This window comes from Mucilaginibacter pedocola (assembly GCF_002013915.1).
Classification (GTDB): domain Bacteria; phylum Bacteroidota; class Bacteroidia; order Sphingobacteriales; family Sphingobacteriaceae; genus Mucilaginibacter; species Mucilaginibacter pedocola.
Genome location: NZ_MBTF01000034.1, coordinates 512,671 through 532,320, shown reverse-complemented (window position 1 = coordinate 532,320; position 19,650 = coordinate 512,671). Strand labels below are relative to the sequence as shown.

General features: G+C 48.1%; 19 protein-coding genes. All 19 read left to right on the top strand.

Translation table 11 applies throughout. The features are described from left to right. The coding region (locus BC343_RS22770; protein ID WP_238381832.1) for a DUF4951 domain-containing protein at positions 1-3,343 on the top strand (3,343 nt) is incomplete at its 5' end. Next, a complete protein-coding gene (locus tag BC343_RS22765; protein ID WP_078350087.1) occupies positions 3,334-3,771 on the top strand; it encodes an SMI1/KNR4 family protein in 438 nt (145 codons plus the stop codon). The genes BC343_RS22770 and BC343_RS22765, both read left to right, overlap by 10 nt. 365 nt (positions 3,772-4,136) lie before the next feature. Continuing rightward, entirely contained in the window at positions 4,137-4,337 is a 201-nt protein-coding gene (locus BC343_RS22760) for a hypothetical protein (protein ID WP_078350086.1), read from the top strand. Positions 4,338-4,490: 153 nt separating this feature from the next. Continuing rightward, a complete protein-coding gene (locus tag BC343_RS22755) occupies positions 4,491-4,838 on the top strand; it encodes a hypothetical protein (protein ID WP_078350085.1) in 348 nt (115 codons plus the stop codon). Positions 4,839-5,361: 523 nt separating this feature from the next. Next, positions 5,362-6,231, top strand: a complete 870-nt coding sequence (locus BC343_RS22750; RefSeq protein ID WP_078350084.1) for a hypothetical protein — start codon at positions 5,362-5,364, stop codon at positions 6,229-6,231. A gap of 1 nt (position 6,232) precedes the next feature. Beyond that, positions 6,233-6,733, top strand: a complete 501-nt coding sequence (locus BC343_RS22745) for a hypothetical protein (protein WP_078350083.1) — start codon at positions 6,233-6,235, stop codon at positions 6,731-6,733. Positions 6,734-6,735: 2 nt separating this feature from the next. Next, a complete protein-coding gene (locus tag BC343_RS22740) occupies positions 6,736-7,338 on the top strand; it encodes a toxin-antitoxin system YwqK family antitoxin (protein ID WP_078350082.1) in 603 nt (200 codons plus the stop codon). Between the two features lie 3 nt (positions 7,339-7,341). Then, positions 7,342-8,592, top strand: a complete 1,251-nt coding sequence (locus BC343_RS22735; protein WP_078350081.1) for a hypothetical protein — start codon at positions 7,342-7,344, stop codon at positions 8,590-8,592. Beyond that, on the top strand, positions 8,577-8,945 hold the full coding sequence (locus BC343_RS22730) for a hypothetical protein (RefSeq protein ID WP_078350080.1): 369 nt from the start codon (positions 8,577-8,579) through the stop codon (positions 8,943-8,945). Before BC343_RS22735 ends, BC343_RS22730 begins: the two co-directional genes overlap by 16 nt. Beyond that, entirely contained in the window at positions 8,929-9,420 is a 492-nt protein-coding gene (locus tag BC343_RS22725) for a PulJ/GspJ family protein (protein ID WP_078350079.1), read from the top strand. The genes BC343_RS22730 and BC343_RS22725 overlap by 17 nt, the downstream gene beginning before the upstream one ends. Before the next feature lie 64 nt (positions 9,421-9,484). Beyond that, positions 9,485-10,555: a type II secretion system F family protein gene (locus BC343_RS22720; RefSeq protein ID WP_238381831.1), complete on the top strand. Its 1,071-nt coding sequence runs from the start codon at positions 9,485-9,487 to the stop codon at positions 10,553-10,555. Positions 10,556-10,603: 48 nt separating this feature from the next. Then, positions 10,604-11,029, top strand: coding sequence for a type IV pilin protein (locus BC343_RS22715; protein WP_078350077.1), 426 nt, complete (start codon positions 10,604-10,606; stop codon positions 11,027-11,029). Further along, positions 11,030-11,548 (top strand): hypothetical protein, encoded by a 519-nt coding sequence (locus BC343_RS22710; protein ID WP_162276919.1) that lies wholly within the window; start codon positions 11,030-11,032, stop codon positions 11,546-11,548. Further along, positions 11,538-12,965, top strand: coding sequence for a GspE/PulE family protein (locus BC343_RS22705; RefSeq protein ID WP_078350075.1), 1,428 nt, complete (start codon positions 11,538-11,540; stop codon positions 12,963-12,965). Before BC343_RS22710 ends, BC343_RS22705 begins: the two co-directional genes overlap by 11 nt. Beyond that, on the top strand, positions 12,958-14,913 hold the full coding sequence (locus tag BC343_RS22700) for a type II secretion system protein GspD (RefSeq protein WP_238381830.1): 1,956 nt from the start codon (positions 12,958-12,960) through the stop codon (positions 14,911-14,913). The genes BC343_RS22705 and BC343_RS22700 overlap by 8 nt, the downstream gene beginning before the upstream one ends. 1 nt (position 14,914) lies before the next feature. After that, positions 14,915-16,114 carry a hypothetical protein gene (locus BC343_RS22695; RefSeq protein ID WP_078350074.1) on the top strand — a complete coding sequence of 400 codons (1,200 nt, stop codon included), beginning with the start codon at positions 14,915-14,917 and terminating at the stop codon, positions 16,112-16,114. A 1-nt stretch (position 16,115) separates the two neighbouring features. Further along, complete coding sequence (locus BC343_RS22690; RefSeq protein WP_078350073.1) at positions 16,116-16,634, top strand: hypothetical protein; 519 nt, start codon at positions 16,116-16,118, stop codon at positions 16,632-16,634. 232 nt (positions 16,635-16,866) lie between these two features. Next, positions 16,867-17,859 (top strand): hypothetical protein, encoded by a 993-nt coding sequence (locus tag BC343_RS22685; protein WP_078350072.1) that lies wholly within the window; start codon positions 16,867-16,869, stop codon positions 17,857-17,859. A gap of 60 nt (positions 17,860-17,919) precedes the next feature. After that, positions 17,920-19,503, top strand: coding sequence for an autotransporter outer membrane beta-barrel domain-containing protein (locus tag BC343_RS22680; RefSeq protein WP_078350071.1), 1,584 nt, complete (start codon positions 17,920-17,922; stop codon positions 19,501-19,503). The last annotated feature ends 147 nt before the right edge of the window (positions 19,504-19,650 follow it).

Here is a 19,650-nt window from a genome sequence, read left to right as displayed (position 1 = left end):
CAATAAAGATTCGGTAATGACTACCATCAGCTATACTGACGGCTTGGGCCGCCCACTGCAAACCGTACAGCGGCAGGCCTCGCCGGGCGGGAAGGATATTGTGCAGGCTTTCTCTTATGACGAATTGGGGCGCGAACGCAACCGCTACCTGCCCTTTGCCTTAACAACAACTACCGGGTACGGTGCTTACGTAGCTAATGCCCATTCGGTTGGCGTTTATAATTTTTATAACCCCTCGCCGGTACCTTCGCCTGTTCAAAGCCAGCAGGGCAACGGTATCGTTCGTACCCCCAAACCGCTATCCGTAACCGGCTTCGAGGCATCGCCGCTAAACCGTGTTGTAGAGCAGGGCGCCCCCGGGGAGGCCTGGCAATTGCCTGATGCCGGCAGCCCCAACAGCCCATGGCATACGGTGAAAACGGATTATTCTGCCAACGACCAAAGCACTTTTACCTCTGCTATATCGCCCAATAACAAAGGCAGCCACCTGGTATCGAGGTACAAGGCTGAGATACTGGCAAACGGTACCAGGCAACTCAGCCTTCCCGGTACCTATGGCACGGGGCAACTAAGTATCACTATCAGCAAAGATGAAAACTGGAAGCCCGCCGAAGGCTGCGTAGGCATTGTGGAGGAATATAAAGACAAGAACGGCCATGTGGTATTAAAACGCCTTTATAACAAAATAAAAGACGGCTTTAATATAGATGTGGCAGAAATGCTGAGTACCTATTATGTGTACGACGATTTAGGCAACCTGGCCTTTGTGTTACCACCCAAAGCCAACCCCGATGCCGGCATGCCCACCCAGGCTATTTTAGATGACCTCTGCTACCAGTACCGCTATGATGCCCGCAACCGCTTGACGCAAAAAAAGCTGCCGGGCAAAGGCTGGGAGTTTTTTGTTTATAACAAGCTGGACCAGGTGGTAATGACGCAGGATGCCAACCAGCGCAATAAAACCCCACAGGAGTGGTTGTTTACCAAGTATGATGTGCAGGGCCGGGTAGTAATAACAGGCATATACCCACACCCCAACAGCAGTGGGGATAGCAATATCAGCACGCCATCAACGGCGGTGCTTACCTGGTTGCAAGACTATAGCGATCAGCAAACTAATTTATGGGAAAGCCGGACTACGGCCAATACAACCCCGGGCTATACCAACGTGGCTACACCGCAGGGCGTGGTATCGGCCTACCTGTCTATTAACTATTACGATGATTATAATATAGCCGCCAAGCCTGCTAACTATGCAGCGCCCGCCGGTGCCAGCAGCCGCACACAGGGGCTTCTCACCTGTACACGCACCGGTATCTTAGGCTCGGCCACCCGTATGTTGTGGTCTTTTACCTATTACGATGACGACGGGCATGCCATTAAAACCTACGAACAGCATAACCTGGGCGGCAATACGCCCAATTACAACAATTACGATGCGGTAACCACCACCTATAATTTTAATGATGCGGTAACCAGCACCACCCGGGAGCATTTTACCATCTCCAATGCCGGCTTCCCCCAACTTACGGTGGCCAATACGTATTTGTACGATCATATGGGACGTAAGCTGAGCAACTGGCAGCAGATGAAGTACAGGACGATGGCCGCAGATACCAAAACCCTGTTATCGAAAATAGAATATAACGAAATAGGGCAGGTTAGGATAAAGCACATCGGCAGTACCGACAGTACCAATTATTTGCAAAACGTTACCCACACCTATAACGAAAGGGGCTGGCTGCGCGGGGCCACCACTAACGATAATTTGTATAACCTCGATCTGCGTTACAATGCACCGGATAACGGCATAGGCCCGCAATACAACGGCAATATTGCCCAAATGGAATACTTTGGGAAAAATGGACTTAACAGGGGTTTCCGCTACAGCTACGATGCTCTGAACAGGCTGTTGAAGGCGCAATCCAACTCGGGGCTGATGGACGAAACCCTTAGTTACGACAAGGGCGGAAATATTACCAAATTAAACCGTACCGGGCAGCCTTACGGCGAATTAAGTTACTATTACAATAACAGCAACCAAACCAATCAACTGGCCACGGTGTTGGGTGCCGGCTTTACCACCCGCGGCTATTCTTACGATGCCAATGGCAACTCCAAAACGAATGGGGAGGGCAAGTTTATCAGTTACAACGTGCTCAACCTGCCCTCCACGGTTACGCAGGGCGGCTCCACGTTAGCCAGTTATACGTATGCCGCTAATGGTGAAAAACTCAGGAATGTAAGCGCTGCCGATGGTACATGGGATTATATTGGCGGGATAATTTACCAAAATGGTGCCATTAAATTTATACAAACCGAAGAAGGGCGCGCCATGCCTAATGGCACAGGCCTGTACAAATACCAGTACGACCTGAAAGACCACCTGGGCAACACCCGCTCAACCTTCCAGGAATCTGCAGGCATTGCAGACGTAATACAGGAAGACGATTACTACGCCTTTGGCCTGCGCCAATTAATCAAAGATAACTCCAGCGATAATCGTTACCTTTACAATGGCAAAGAATTACAAGCCGACCTCCAAAACCAATACGATTACGGGGCGAGGTTTTATGACCCGGTGATCGGGAGGTGGGGGAGTGTGGATCCGTTGGCGGAAATAAGTCGTAGATGGACTACCTACGGCTACGCAGAAAATAATCCTATAAGAAATATAGATCCTGATGGAATGGTTGTTACCGATGCCTACGGCAATCAACATTCAGAATCGGCCGAAGAAGCTCAGCAAATGTTCCGAAAATTTAAATCGGAACACGATGGAGATGGACCTGGTGATGGTTGGTTAAAAAAGCTTATAGCGTATTTCCATATAGGTAGAAGTCAACCAAGATCTACAGAGGAAGCTCGAGAGGGTGCACAATTAAAGGAAGATCTTGGTGTAATAAAAGCCGCTGGCGACAAGTGGGAAAAAGGAATTGACGACGACGTTGAATATGTGCCTTTAGTTTCTGGCGCTTGGAAAATGTCAAAAGGCATGGATAAGAACGACAATAAAATGTTCTTTGGGGGGTTAGCTTCTGGCATGATTGATGGTTTTGGGGGATTCATTGGGCCCGAGATGAAGTCGTTCAAAATCGGAGAAGAAATCATCCAGTGGGGAAAAGGTCCGGAAGGAGGAAAGCAGACAATAGCGCTATTAGAAAGCTTAACCAAAGAAGGTGTGGAAGCGATGAAGACAAGGGGCTTGGAAAAACGTAGGGTTTTAGAAATGTTAGAACAATATATCGGGTCCACCAATCGTCCTCGGGTAATGAATGCCAAGAACAGCAATTTGAAACCCAGGATAGAATTACTTGAAAAGATTTTGAAACTATGGGATTAAAAAATGTTTTTGAATTGACAAATCATTGGAAAAGGTGTGGTGTATACATGCCGCCGGACGAATTTGGTTTGCTTGACCACCGTCTTCGTAATGAGGGTATTTTACTGCCTCAGGATTTTATAGATTTGTATAGGGTATCTAATGGGACATCTGACTGGGATGACAGTTCTATCACCTTTTATGGAGTAGGGGGATTGATTACTATGGGGTCAAGATTTTCATTGCCCGAAAATCATTCTATGCAAAGTGTAGTAATCTTTGCCGATTATATGGACGAAAGCTGGTGGTATGGCGTTAATCTTAACCAAGAGGGGTATGAAATCGTAATTATTTCGTCTGGAGATAAGCTGAATATTGTGGCCCGTTCATTAGATGAATTTATACAGCTTTATTTAGCTGACTCGGATATATTATCAAATTACATATAATTCCCCACTCTGGCGCGAGTATGCAACGGGAGGTAATAGCGGGTGCGTACTCGTGCCTAACGGGTTTAAAACGAGAAAGATGACACTTGTCTGTAAGTTTCTTATTATCAATTGTTTGATTGTATTTTAAGGCCGGCTTTCAAAGGTTAACATAAAATTCCACTCTGGCGCGAGTATGCAGCGGTAGGTAGGAGCGGGTGCGTACTCGTGCCTAACCAGTTTGCAAAGACGATAGATGTGTAAAGTAAAGGATAGATTATTCTCACACAGGTCGAAGTTTAAAACTTCGACCTAAAAATGAAGCAAGCTTATAGCTTGCGAGGAAATATGGCCTTAGCAGGGGGTTCCGGTACAGCTACGATGCTTTGAACAGGCTACTGACGGCGCAATCCAACTCGGGGCTGATGAACGAAAGCATTAGTTACGATAAGGCAGGCAATATAACCGCGCTTACCCGTACAGGGCAAACCTACGGCACACTCAGCTACGTTTATAATAACAGCAGCCAAAGCAACCAGCTGACCACGGTAACGGGTACGGGCTTTACCAGCCGCAGCTATACGTAAGAAGCTAACGGCAACGCACAAACTAACGGCGAGAGCAAACTGTAAGGCTATTACAGCCGCCTATTTTACCCCCGGTGATCGCATTGGCTCTAATGATTCCATTAGAGCCAATAGAAACAATAGTCCCCTTAGTTCCCGAAATAATTCCTTAAAATGAGATATACAATAGATTTAAATAAAATCACGTTAGCTAACGGATATTCAATTGAGTTTAATTACAAGATAAAAAAAACATTAACTGTACATGACGTTGTAATTATTGTGATTGATCCGCCATATGATGTTATTTACAATTATAATGTGTTCGCGATCAGTCTGACAGGAGATTTCCTTTGGCGTATTGGCGAAATAGGTTCATACTGCTGGGAATCTGATCATTGTCCCTATGTTGAAGCTATCGTTAACGAAAATCACGAGTTAGTATTATTCAATTGGTGTGATACAGCAGTCATAGTCAATTATCAAACAGGTCAGGTGATTCGTACCTATCAAACTAAATAATTAACCCAACTTGCCCCTCTGGCGCGAGTATGCAGCGGTAGGTAGGAGCGGGGCGTACTCGTGCCTAACCCCTTAGATTATTCCCCCTCAGGCGCGAGTATGCAGCGGTAGGTAAGAGTGCGTTCGTACTCGTGCCTAACGGGTTAAAACGAGAAAGATGGCATTGGTTTATAAGTATCTTATTATCAATTGTTTGATTGTATTTCAAGACCAAATCTCAAAGGTTAACACAAAAAGCCGTTGTTTAAATCACAAATCGCTTATTATCAATTGTTTAATTCTTTTAAAGAGTTAAAATGTGTTAAGTTATGTTAACCCTTATTTTGCGGTTCCGGCGCTCGTGTAAGCAGTTATGGGCAGCGGATTGGGTTACTCAGCTTTTCAATTTTTTTCAACAAACGAAAGTTTTGTCGGCGATGTTTAGTATTTTAGTTTCCTGATGAAACTTAAGCCTGTCTCAATTCTCTTCGCCTTTTTGGTGCTTTGCTGTTTGGTGTCCTGTAAGGAGCTTATCGAGCCTTCGATGGAAAAGAAAACGGTTACGCCGCTGGCGCCGGGCGAAGGTTATCAAAGTACCAGTTATACCGTTAATTTTTGGTGGGATGAGGTGGAGGATGCTACGCAGTACCGCCTGCAGGTGGTTACTCCCGGGTTCGATACGGTAGGTGCGCTGATGGCCGACACGCTGGTGAAGGGCAATAAATTCGCTTTCAGCCTTTCCCCGGGGCGATATGCATGGCGTGTACGTGCCGAGAACAATTCTTCTTTTTCGGGTTTCAGTGCTGCCAAAAGTTTCACCGTAGTGGCTTCTTCTATCAAGCAACAAAAGGTTATCCTCACAGCACCTGCCAACAATGCGCTTACCAACCAGGATGCCGCTACTTTCCGCTGGACGGAGCTGTACGGCGCCACCAAATACCAGTTGCAGGTAGATAGCAATAACTTCGCCAACGAAGCTTCGGTGGTTTACGATATCTCGATACCCGCGACGCAATACACCTTTTTCTTCCCGCGCGACCGTCAATACCAATGGCGCGTAAGAGCTGCCAATGATACGGCACAGGCACTATGGTCAGAGGTACGAGTGATTAATTATGACCATACACCGCCGGGCTTGGTTACGCTTGTTAGCCCCGCCGAGGGCCAAAGCCTGCCTTTGCCTGTCAATTTACAATGGAATAATGTTTTGGGGGCTACGCGCTATCGTGTATATGTTTATAAGGCTGACGGCACTACGCTGTTCAATACGAGTTTCCCCGTAGCCGTTACCACTAATAGTTATAGCTTTAACCTTGGTGTGCCGGGCGATAAGATCTACTGGAAAGTGAGCGCCCTGGATGCCGCGGGTAATGAAGGCACCGCCAGTGCTTTACGCAGTTTTACGATACAATAGCATGAAGAACAAGAAGGTTACTTATTTGCTTATTGTTTTCGTAGCCGTGGTATGGGGGCTCATCGGCTACCGCGTTTTTGCTGCGCTCAACAGTGATGAAGATGGTGCTGTTACGCCGCAAAAGGCCGCTATCGTTAAAGAACCCATTGTCGACTACACGCGTCCCGAGGATACCGTAAAACTGAATTTTAATTACCGCGACCCCTTTGAAGAAGGCAAGGAGGCCCCGCCGGTAAAAGTCGCCGCCCTGGCTGCGCCCGTGGCTGTTAGCCGGCCTGCCATGCCGATGGGGCCACCGCCTATTAACTGGGGCATGATTCAATATACCGGGTACATACGTAACCCCGATACTAAAAAACTGATCGCCCTGTTGACGGTTAATGGCAAAAGCCTGATGCTGGCTGAAGGCGAGCAGGGCGAAGGACTGAAATTGCTGAAGAACCTCAAAGACTCAGTGAAAGTAGCTTATCAAAACAAAACTAAATTCATTGCCCTCAATTGAATATGAAGAGCCTACGTTTAATTGCTATAGCATTATTGATCGGTGCACGGTGCCTGGCGCAGGATATGCCGCCTTTGGCTACAGACAGGGTACGGATCATCGGTCCCGAAGAAACGAAGCTGTTTGATGTAAGGGCTTCTAATAAAGCGCCGGAGGCCGATGCCTCCAAAATGTATTACTGGTATAGTGCCAACGAGATCCATACTACGCAGGGTGGCTATAGCGGCAAGCCGCTGAACGGCTCATATGCGGTTTACTATGCGAATAAGCAATTAAAAGAACAAGGCAGTTTTGACCGGGGGCTTAAAGACGGTACCTGGAAAGCGTGGACATCCGAAGGCGTATTGCTCAAATCAGAAAACTGGGGTAAGGGCATTTTATCGGGTCCATTCGTTATTTATAACGAAGGTAAACCTGCCAGGGCCGGGCATTATAAAAATGGGGTACTGAATGGCTTGCTGGTGAACTATCATGCCGCGGGCCTGCCTGCCGATACGCTGAACTATAAAAATGGTAAGGCTGTACCTATCAAGCCTCCGTTCATCAAACGTATTCATCTTTTCGGGAAAAAACGGCCGGCCGCCGATACGCTTAAACGCCAATAGGGAATGGTAAAGGCTTCGGCGTTGTATATGGCCATTATTATTGCGCTCTTCATCGCAGTGATCTGCTCGGCACTTATCGTAGTGGGTTATTACTACCGATTAGAATTGAGCCAAAAAGAACGTTTCAACGACTTGCGCCGAAACCTGGGCTCAGGCCAAAATATACTGCTTGCCGATAGCCTCGGCTACGCAGCGGAACGGGCAATAATCTTATTCGGCCATACGAATGATAGCCTGCGGCTGCAACGTTACCCCTGGGGCATATTCGATGTAGGCGTTGTGAAGGCTTTCATCCAAAGCGATACACTGGTTTCTGCTTTCCAGATCGGCCGTCGCCCCGATACCCTGGCCTCGCCGGCTTTATACCTGGTAGATGAAGACAGGCCGCTATCGGTTAGCGGGCAAACGCTCATCAAAGGGCCCGCGTACCTCCCCAAATCGGGCATACGGGCGGCATACGTGGACAACGAAGGCTACAAAGGCGATAAAAAAATGGTGAACGGCCCGGTACGTGACAGCGAGCGCGGGCTTCCGGTTTTGAACTCCGCGCGCATGGCTTTATTAAAGGCCTTGTTCCAACGGGAAGAAGAGGAGGAGAGCGGAAGGCTACAAGGCGATACCCTCAAACAGTTGTTCCGGGCACCGCAAAAATTGATATATTTTGGAAAGGTGCCGCAAACGCTGGCGCATATTTCACTCAGCGGGCATATCCTGATCGTGTCGGATACCACCATCACCGTTGATAGTACGGCCAAGCTGCAAAACGTCATTATCGCGGCAAAAAGCCTGAAGATAGGGGCTGGCTTTACAGGTACCTGCCAGTTATTTGCCCAAGATTCACTTATTATTGGAGATGACGTGCGGTTTAACTATCCGTCTTGTATCGGTTTGCTGGCGGATCATAGCAAAGGGCGGCAGATCCTGCAAATCGGCAATAAGGCGGTTATAGAGGGCATCGTGTTTTGCCCGCCGGCCGAGGACGAAAGTTTGCCGCCATTGATGCAGTTTGGTAAAGAGGCGGTTTTGCGCGGGCAGGTTTATGCCGGTGGAGTATTGTCATTTAAAGGGAAAATGAACATCACTGGAGGCGCATATGCCAAGCGTTTCTTATATCAAAATGCCTATACGGCCTATGAGAATTACCTCATCAATATTTCGCTGGACGCTACATCGCTTTCGAGGTATTACCTCAACGGCATGCTGTTGCCATTTTCTGCACCAAAAACGGGCGTACTGCAATGGTTAGACAAGTAGCTAAGCATAAGCTAACGGCATCGAGCCTGCTGGAGGTGCTGATCGCGATGGTGGTTATTGTCGTAGTTTTCGGTATCGGCATGATGATCTACAGCAATGTGGCCCGCTCATCGGTAACTACCACGAAACTACGTGCCCGCAGTATTTTGGATACGGAGTTGTCGGATACCGAAGAAAATAGTGCAGCAGCCGATAGCAATTACTCGGTTGACAGCTTGGGTATCACGCGCGTATACACGCCATTTTTACAAGCCAAAAACTTACAGGTAGTTACCTTAACCGCGTTCGGCACACGGGGTGATACGCTGGCACAAGTGCAAAAAGTAATATTGAGGAATGAACCGAAAAATTAAGGCCTTCACCATCATGGAAGTGACGGTCAGTATGCTGCTGGCGGCAATAGTTGTTGCGGTTGGTTTTACGGCTTACGATATCATGGCGCGTTCCTATGCCGCTTACCACAAAAAGCATGAAGGGCTATCCGTGCTTATCCAAACCGACAAGCTTCTGCAGCGGGAGTTCGCCGGGGCGATTGCTATCCGCTTCGATGGCACAGGCCTTGCGCTGCAGGATACGGGGCGCATCATCCGGTATGAATTTTCTCCGGAAGGCATCCTTCGCCGGGAGGCTAATACCGACACCTTGAAATTACAGGTATCGAACGTTAGGTATTGGTTCGAATCTCAAGAAATTACACAACCGGCAGAACTACAATTGATTGACGGCCTTTCCTTTTCTGCGCTTTACGAGGGCAAAACTTTTATGTATCATTACCACAAAAAATACAGTTCTGCAGAACTGGTCAGCAACACGCAGCATGCCCATTGATATCAGCCGATATAGTGCCCCGACTAAACCCGCGGCGCCCTCAAAGGAGGGCGAAGGCAATGCCGTGGCCAATTTTTTAAACCGCGATATCAGCTTCGGTAACGGGCAGTTCTCCGACAAGAAGAAAGAAAGCCTGTACCTCGAACTGGGTTCGTTGCTGCAGGCAGGTATCAATTTAAAGGCCAGCCTCGAGTTGTTGTCGGATGAGCAAAAGGGTAAAGATAAACTCGTTTATGCGCAAATCCAGGCGGCCATATTGAATGGAGCCTCATTTTCGGCCGCCTTACAGCAAACCCATAAGTTCTCTCTTTACGAAGTATACAGCCTGCAAATAGGGGAGGAATCTGGTAAACAGATAGAGGTGATGGAAGGGCTGGCCGGTTATTACCAAAACAAGATCAAGCAAAGGCGCAAGATCGTGTCCGCCTTAACTTACCCCACTATTGTGCTGCTTACTTCGCTGGGCGCGGTGTTTTTCATGCTCAAATTCGTTGTGCCCATGTTCGGCGATGTATTCAAGCGTTTCGGCGGCCAGCTGCCCTGGATCACCGAGAAGATCATGGCCCTATCGCAAGCGCTGGAAGACGGCTTTGGCTGGTTTATGCTGTTAGTGTTGGCGCTGGCCGGTACGGCTTATGCCTTCCGTAATGCGCCGGCTTTTAAAGCCTTTACCTCGCAAAGTATTCTGAGGATCCCGGTTGTGGGCGGCCTGGTGCAGAAAGTTTACCTCGCGCGTTTTTGCAATTCCATGCGCCTGCTCATCAGTTCTAAATTGCCCTTGCTCAAGGCCATTGCGCTGGTGCGGCAGATGATCGATTTTTACCCCATCGCTTCATCGCTTCAACAGGTAGAAGAAGATATCATGCGCGGCAAAACCTTGCACGAAAGCTTGCAGCGGTTCCCTATTTACCCCCGCAAAATGACCCAACTGGTCAAGATAGGCGAGGAGGCGGGCCAGCTCGACTATTTTTTTGATAAACTTTCGGTGCAGTATGTGGAAGAAGTTGAATATAAAACGTCGACGCTCAGTAGTGTAATGGAGCCTATCATTATCGTGTTCCTCGGCCTCGTCGTCGGCCTTATCCTGATCTCGATGTACCTGCCGCTGTTCCAGATGAGTAATGGTTTTCAATAAAAGTTTTGCATAGCAGATAAAAAGCTTAATTTAGAGGGCGTAGAGAACATGAAAACTATTCCTAAACTTTTCACAAAACGTGTACGGGCTTATACCCTGACCGAGATACTGGTGGTGCTGTGCATTATCGGCATATTGGTATTGCTTGCACTCCCGAACCTTTTACCCCTGATCACTAAAGCCAAAAGCACCGAAGCGAAGATACAATTGGAGTACCTGCAGAAACTCGAAAAGACCTATTATTTCGAGCATTCCAAGTACACGACAGACCTCGCTGAACTGGGTTTTATACAGGAGAAACTCACCACCGATAGCAAAGACGGCCATGCCAATTACCGTATAGAGGTTACGGAAGCGACGACCAGCGGTTTCACCGCCAAAGCCACTTCCGTGGTAGATTTTAACAGCAATGGTACCATGAACGTTTGGCAGATAGACCAGGACAAGAACCTGAAAGAAGTAACCCCGGATTAAGTGTTTTTGCTAAAGATGGTAATGGTGTTGTTACTACTGGGTATTTTCTATCAGGACATCAGGTCGCGCGCAGTTTACTGGGTGTTTTTTCCTTTGCTTGCCCTGGCCTTTGTGTTGCAGCGGCTATTGGTAGGGCAAACCCCGCAAATGGTGGCCTTTGAAAGTGCCTTTCCTGCCGCATTTCTATTGATCCAGTTGTTGGTGCTGTCGATCTATTTTTCGCTAAAGCAAAAACGCTTTGTCAATATTACTGAAAGCCTGCTGGGCCCCGGCGATATCCTTTTTCTGTTTTGCTTATGCCTTTATTTTCCTGCCATTAACTTTATCGCTTTTTACATTGTAAGCCTATTCGCCATTATAGCCGGTTGGCTAACGATCAGCCACATTCGGCAGCAAAAGGGCACTATTCCCCTTGCGGGACTGCAGGCGGCTTTTGTTTTATTATTGATTGGTTTTGGTATTAATCCTGCCAACGAAAACTGGTTTTACACTTTTATAAAGCCTTATTATGCCGTTTGATGCGCCTATCCCTAAAGAAGTGCTGCACCTGCTCACTAAAGGCCAGGCCTGGCATTACCAGGTGGTACCCAAAAGTGCGGAAGGCGGTGTGCTGGCTCTATTTTGCAGCGATATAGCTGATCGGGGTGACTTGCAGGCCGAACTGGAGATCATCCTGAACAGGCAGGTTGTGCTCGTACCCGTCCCGCCCGCTGAAATCGAACGGATGCTGGCCACGCACTACCTTAAAGGAACGGGTAGTGAAAGCCAAACCGGTAATGGTGCCGAAGCCCGGTCGGATAATTTTCTCTCGGGCCTGATTGCCGAAGCCCGGTCACTGAAAAGCAGCGATATCCACATCGAAACTTACGAGCATAAATGCCGCGTGCGTATCCGTATTGACGGAATGATGGTGGAACGCTATTTATTAAGCAAAGAAGATTACCCGGCGCTGATTAACAAGATCAAGATACTGGCCAATTTAGATATCGCGGAAAAACGCCTTCCGCAGGATGGCCGCATCAGCCACCAGGCCGATGGTACGCAGATCGATATCCGCGTATCGGTGTTGCCTACCCTTTACGGCGAGAAAACCGTATTAAGGCTCCTGAATAACGACGCTGCCAATATTGAGCTTAGCCGCCTTGGCTTTTCGGATACAGACCTGGATAATTACCTCAATGGTGTTAAACGCCCCAATGGCATCCTGCTGATCAGCGGGCCTACCGGTTCCGGGAAAACCACCACCTTGTACGCTACGCTGAAGCTGCTCAATAAAGAGACACGGAATATTCTCACTATTGAAGACCCGGTGGAGTATACCCTCGAAGGCATTAACCAGGTACAATTAAAAGAATCTATCGGTTTAGGGTTTGCAGCGGCACTGCGCACCTTTTTACGGCAGGACCCGGACGTGATCATGGTAGGGGAGATCCGCGATGTGGAAACGGCTAATATGGCTATCCGTGCCGCCCTGACAGGGCACCTGGTGCTTTCTACCATCCACACCAATTCGGCCTGGGGCACGGTATCCAGGCTCATCGATATGGGTGTGCCGCCTTTCCTGGTGGCCAGCACGCTGAATACGACGGTTGCCCAGCGTTTGCTGCGCCTTTTGTGCCCGCATTGCAAAAAAGAAGCCATCATGAACGACGGCCTTTACCCTAAACAGTTCAAGCCATTTTCTGCTGTTGAAATACAATATATTCCGGGCGGGTGCCCGCATTGTTATTATACCGGCTATAGCGGGCGCAAGGCTGTTTACGAAGTGATACCCGTAGACCGGGAACTTTCTTTGGAGATAAAGAACGGAAATATGTATATTCAGGGCCTTTTGCAAGAAAAAGGCATAAAAACCTTATCACAGAACGCATTTGAACTTTTCAGGGAAGGGATGACGTCGCTGGAAGAGATTTACCCATTGTTGTTTAATGATTAATACTGCACGCATGGTGAAAAAGTTTACCCGGCTTTTTAGCGTTTTATGGCTTTTGATGTTGCCGCTGTTTGGTTTGGCGCAGCAGCCGGGGAACCGTTTGCAAAACCTGCAAAACCGGCTGGACAGCCTCGCCGAATTTATACCCGGCCTCAACCAAAAAGTACAATTATCCATAACCGGTGTCCCGGTACAGCAATATCTAAAAGCACTGGGGAAAGCCAGTAATATCAGCTTTTACGTAGAACCGTCGGTGAACCTGGTGGTGAATAATACGCTCAGCAACGTAACAGCCTCCAATATCCTGGTGCTGCTGGCCCAGCAATATAATTTGGATATCAGCAACACCGGGTTGATCCTGGTGGTTAGGCCGTACGTTGATGGGGCGCAATTTACCAGGCCTCTGCCAAAGCCCTTGAATATCCGTTACCAGCCTATTGATAACACCATTGCGCTGGAATTGAATAATGATACGCTTTCGGCCGTGGCCAGGAAGATCACTCAGCTTTCCGGTAAGAATATTATCGTACCGGCGCCCTTGCAACAAAAGCTCATCAACGCGTTTATGGCTTCCACTCCTTTTGATGTGGCTATGGAGAAAATGGCCTTCGCCAACGAATTTAAAATGGTGAAGACCAATGACAATTTTTACCTGTTCCAGCCCCTGGATGAGGGGGAACAACTTTACGTGAACGGGGAGAAAAAAACTGCGGTGCGCCGCAATTTCCGCCCGCAAAACAATGCCCCCGCGGGTAACCTCGGGCTTTATACACAAACAGTGGCCGGGCAAAAACTCCTTTCGGTAAATGCGTCAAATGCCTCGATCGCAGACCTGGTCCGCTCCGCCTCGCAGGAATTGGATAAAAGTTATTTTATCTATTCTGATATCAAAGGCAATATCAATTTTATGAACGCCGCTAATCTTTCTTACGAGAGTTTTCTGAACCTGATATTTAAAGGTACAGACTACACCTTCAATCAGGAGGCCGGCGTGTATATGATCGGCGACCGTAAACTGGAAGGCTTACGGGCCAATAAAGCGGTTATGCTGCAAAACCGTTCGATAGATACCGTACTCGCCATGATCCCGGCCGAATGGAAGCGCGGGGTGGAAATCAAAGAATTCCGGGAACAGAACACCATCTTGTTATCGGGTTCCAAACCCCAAACCGAAGAGATCGCTTCATTCATCAAACAGATCGACGTGTTGGTGCCGCAAATACTCATTGAAGTCACCCTGATCGACGTACGCAAAACCCGCCGCGTGGCCACGGGTTTATCTGCCGGCACGGCCGATAGCGTGAAAACCGGCGGTACCTTACTGCCCGGCGTAGATTTTACCATGGGCTCGCGCTCGGTGAACGACCTGCTGAACCGTATCGGCGGCATTTTTTCCACCAACCTCGGTAAAGTAACCCCCAACTTCTATTTGAACGTAAGCGCTTTGGAGACTAAAGATAATGTAGAGGTCCGCTCCGTACCCAAACTGGCCGCCTTAAACGGGCATACGGCCACCCTGAGTATCGGCAATACGGTCTATTACAAAAACGTAACACAGAATATTATCCCCTCGGCTACGTCTAATACTTCTATTTTCAGCAACGTTTACCAATCCTCGGATGCCAACCTCAGCATCAAAATCAAGCCCGTTGTTTCGGGGGACGACCAGGTGACATTGGGTATCGGTATCGATATCTCAGATTTTACTTCGTTGCCAACGGATGGTTCACCGCCGCCTAAATCGACCAGTAAATTCGAGTCTACTTTGCGTGTGCATAACGAAGATATGGTAGTACTGGGCGGTATCGAGCGTACCGAGAATGCGGATAATTATTCCGGCGTGCCCCTGCTTTCGCGTATCCCCCTGCTGAAGTATATTTTTAGCAGCAAGAACCGCACAAGATCCAAGGTCGTGACGCTGGTATTCATTAAACCTTCCATCATCCGCTAACATGGGGCTGCTGGATAAATATTACCGTTTAGGGCGTGCCACCGGCATCAACCTGCATATTAATAATGACGGCAGCTACCAAATTGCCATGTGCGAAATTGCACTGGCAGGCGGGCAGCTGGCCTTTGCGCATAAAAGAAGCTTGCTGGAGAGTTTTGCAGAACTCCAAAAGCATGCGGACAAAAAAGTATCGGTTAGCCTGAACCTGAGCGGTAAAGGCATCCTGATCAAAACTTTTAACGGCAAAGCGCCGGACTTCGCCGCCATCTTGCCTAATGCGCAGGCAGGTGATTTTTATATCCAGCATTTCCAAAGCGGAAATGCAGTTTTTGTTGCCCTCATCCGCAAATCGGAAGCCGATAAACTGATCGCCGAGGTCGAGGCTAAGGGCTATCAGGTACTTTGCCTGAGCCTTGGCCCTTTCGCTGTAGATCGCATCCTCCCGCAACTTAATTTTTATGGCAGCCCGGTTATTTTCGACGGGCACCACATCAGTTTGGATGACAACCGGCATTGGGCCCAGTACCAGTATAAAGTAGGAGAGTACGCCCCCTTTGAGATCAAAGCCGATAGCGAGCTCCTGAATGACGGGCTGGTATTACCCTACGCTTCAGCCTTTCAATTGCTCTTTTCCGACGGCCTTATCCAAGCCGAGGCGCCCACTGTTACTGAAAAACATGCAAATGCCCTGTTCCAACAAAAGCTGCGGGTACAGGGAGCCGTTTTGTTGGCCATCACTTTTTTCATGCTCCTGCTTAACTTTATTGCCTTCCTATCGCTGGAAGGCCAAAACACCGCCCTGGCACAACAACTTGGCCGATCGCAGCAGCAAGATCTGGACGTATCCGGGCTTAATGAAAAGATCCAACAGCAAAAACAACTGCTGAAACAATTAGGCTGGGACGGTAAATTTAACAAGGCCCGCCTGATCGATTCCGTAGCCCGCTGCGTTCCCCGGGATCTGACGGTCACCGGCATAGAAGTGCAGCCGTCGGCGGTGCGTCCGGGCGGAGCACCCAACGCGCAGGGTATTTTGGCCAATACGATCCGGCTCTCTGCCTATTCCAAATCGGTACTGCCGGTGAATGAATGGGTAGAACGCCTGAAACTGCAAGCCTGGGCCAAGTCCGTACGTATCGAAAATTACTGGTTTGACGCCCAGTCGGACCTTGCCCGGGTCGTCATCATACTCACTTACTGATATGGAACTCCTGAACCGCTATCGAAAATATTGGATCACAGCCGGCACATTACTGGTACTGCTGCTCTGCTATCAATTGGCCTTTAAAAAGACCATCGCCGCCTCGCAACTGTACAGCCGGTTAAGCCAACAAGTAACCGCCAATGACGGCTTGTCTTTACAGCCCGCCTTCCTGGAACGCCAATACCAAACCATTACCGCATTGGCATCTTCCTACCACGTAGATACCGCCAATTACCGCACCCAGCTCCTCAGCAAACTTGCTCCCCTGGCCGACAGTTGCCACATCACCCTCATCAATATCCCCAAAAGTAACACTTCCGCCGACGGCCGCATCACCCGCCAGCAAATCGGCGCAAAAGGCGATTTCTTTTCTTTGCTGCGCTTTTACGCCCTCGCCGAAAAGCAAAAAGGCACCGGCATGGCCTCATCGGTAAGCTGGAAAAAGCCGGATGCGGACAACCATACCGATAAAAAAGCAGGGGAAATAGAACTTACGATGTATTTTAACGGATTTTAAATATTTTTTGGGAAACATAATATTTATCGTTAATTTTATTTCGTAACCTTAATACTTATCACATGCGATTTTATACACATCCCAAAGACCTCAGTTAAGTTTAAAACTGCCTCGCGCTATTGCGTTGAGGGATAATTTTCTTTGCTTTTATCGAGATGTTTCCTCGAATGGCCAAGGTGCGTTTTGGCTACAACCTTTTAACCCAATCATTCATATCAGCAGTTCATTTTATATGAAAAAGCTACTTTTAATCATCTCCTTTTTGATCATGTTTCATGTGTCCAAAGCACAGCAGTGGTTGTACAGTAACCCCAACCTCTATTATAATACCGGTAATGTTGGTATAGGTACCTCCACGCCTTCAAAAGCACTTACGATAAATTCATCAACTACAAGCGATATATTATTCCAGGTTGGCGGCTATAATATCGCCGGATTAAGCACTTCCAGCACCGATTCATACTTCTATGGCGCTACCGGTAAAAACCTGAACATTACGGCAACCTTGGCGGACGTCAAATTTCAGACTGGTAACCCTTCAGCAACCTCCATGATCGTAAAAAATAACGGCTTCGTGGGTATCGGCACCACCACACCGACAGAAGCGCTTGATGTGAATGGAAACCCGGCATTCGGAACCATTACCGAACGCATTTCATTAGGCGGTTCAAGTTTGGGCTTCAACAGGCGGGTAGCTACGGGCGCGATCTACGATAACACCAAATTCGGCTACCAATTTCAACATACCGGAGCCAATGGCTCAACCCCCGACTATTTAGCCTGGGCAGTATTCAATACCACCGGTAACCTGGTCAATGCAACTGCCCTAACTGTTACTGGTTCGGGCCAAGTAGGGGTAAATTCGTCCTACATACCTTCAGGTTTTCAGTTCGCGGTGAATGGAAGTATAATTACCACGGCGGTTACGGTAAAGCTGAGGACTAATTGGCCGGATTATGTATTCAAGAAATCCTACAAACTGCCGCTTTTAAGTGAATTAAAGGATTATATAGATAAAAACCACCACTTACCTGATGTCCCTACGGCCGAAGAAGTCTCCACACAAGGCCAGGACCTTGGCCGCATCAATAGCGTGCTCTTAAAGAAGGTGGAAGAACTGACACTCTATCTCATTGAGAAGGACAGGCAAATGGAGGAGCAAAAGAAAATCAACAGGTCACTCCAAAAACAAATCGATCACGTTGTGAAAAAGTTAAAAAAATGAACAGAATGTGGCCCGCATTCTAAGGGACAGACCTAATATCATCGATCACCGTAACTTTATATGAAAAAACTCCTTAACCTTTTTTCCATGGGCATCGCCCTGAGCTGTTTTGGCCTAAAGGCACATGCGCAGCAATGGACCACATCGACTAATGATGCCTATTTCAATTTAAGCGGGCGCGTTAGCATCGGCACCTCAACACCTACTTCCAAACTTACTGTATCCAGCACGCAGACCTCCTCTTTATCCGGGTACGCTTCCGTCGCAGACTTCATTAGCACCAGCGGCGACAGGGCGCGGATAAATATCTTCAACAGCTATAATGCTCCTAACAAGAACGCCAGTTCCGCAATCATTTTTGGCGGCTACAATTTTGCGGGTACGGCCTTAGAGAACAAATGGGAGTTAGGGACCGACCTGAATATGGATGGCGACCGGAACCTTTATTTCCACAACGCAGCCACAGGTATCAGCCCATTTTTTTTAAGCTCCAATAATAATATCGGTATTTTAACTACGGCACCTACTCAATCGCTGACGTTTGGTTCCACCAGTACCGGGCTTTCGATGTATAATACTCCCGACCAAGTAACCAACTACGAAAGGTTGCGCGCGTATTGGTCTTCGGGTACCTATTATATCAGGACAGAAAACGGCGGAACGAACACCTCCACGCGCGACCTGCTGATTGGTTCGGGGTCAATCCAAACGACCTACTCGAATTCCGGAAACCCGGGCTATAAAATCTTAATGAACGTCTCTACCACCGGTATTGGCGCCGCCGCCGGTATCCTTTCTGTACGCGGTACCCTGACCGGTAATGTCCAGCAGAACTTTTTTGGCCTTACGCCAACTATCCAGCAAAGCGTGGGCAATGCAGGTGCCTACCGTGCATTTTACCTCTCCGCCTATGAGAACACCACAGGTACCGGATCAAAATTATTAATGGATGTAGGTACCAATACGGCTGCCGCCGGTGCCGGTACGCATACGTCGAAGCTTTTGCTTACCAGCGACGGCAAGCTGGGTATAGGTACCAGTAACCCCGTATCCAGCCTTACCCTGGCCAGCACAGGTAATGCCAACCCGAACAATGGCAGCGCAGAGGTCGATTATGAGGGGCAGAAACTAACCTTCCAAAGCCTGGCGGCCTCACAATCCTACACGTTGGGGAGCATTAAAATGACCCAACCGCAAAACTATTTCATCGATAGGGGGGATATGGCTTTTTCCACAGCGAATGGTGGCGGGGCAATTACCGAGAAGATGAGGATCGCTGCTAATGGCTTTGTGGGCATAGGAACTACTACACCCGATGCTCCGCTTGCCGTGAACGGTAAAATTCATGCCAAACAAGTGGTGGTAGATCTCAATGGCTGGCCGGATTTTGTGTTCAGTGAGGCTTATCAATTGGCGAAACTTAGCGAGGTAAAAGATTATATCGAGAAAAACCATCACCTACCGGGTGTACCCGCCGCGCAAGAGGTCGAGCAAAAAGGCCTGGATCTTGGCGAAATGAATAAGATCCTGATGAAGAAAGTGGAAGAGTTGACACTGTACCTGATCGAAAAGGAAAAAAAGGACAAGGAAAGGGACGAGCTTATATTGTCCTTACAGAAAAAGCTCGAAGCGTTGAAAAAGTAGCTCCTTATCTTTTACCTTAAAAGTAATTCATATGTTGTTTAAATTTTTTGTGCGCCCTTTTTGCAGGGGCGCCATATTGTCGCTTGTTCTTATTGTATGCGTAATTCAAAATATTCACGCACAATCCTCGCCAAGGGAATTTCAAAA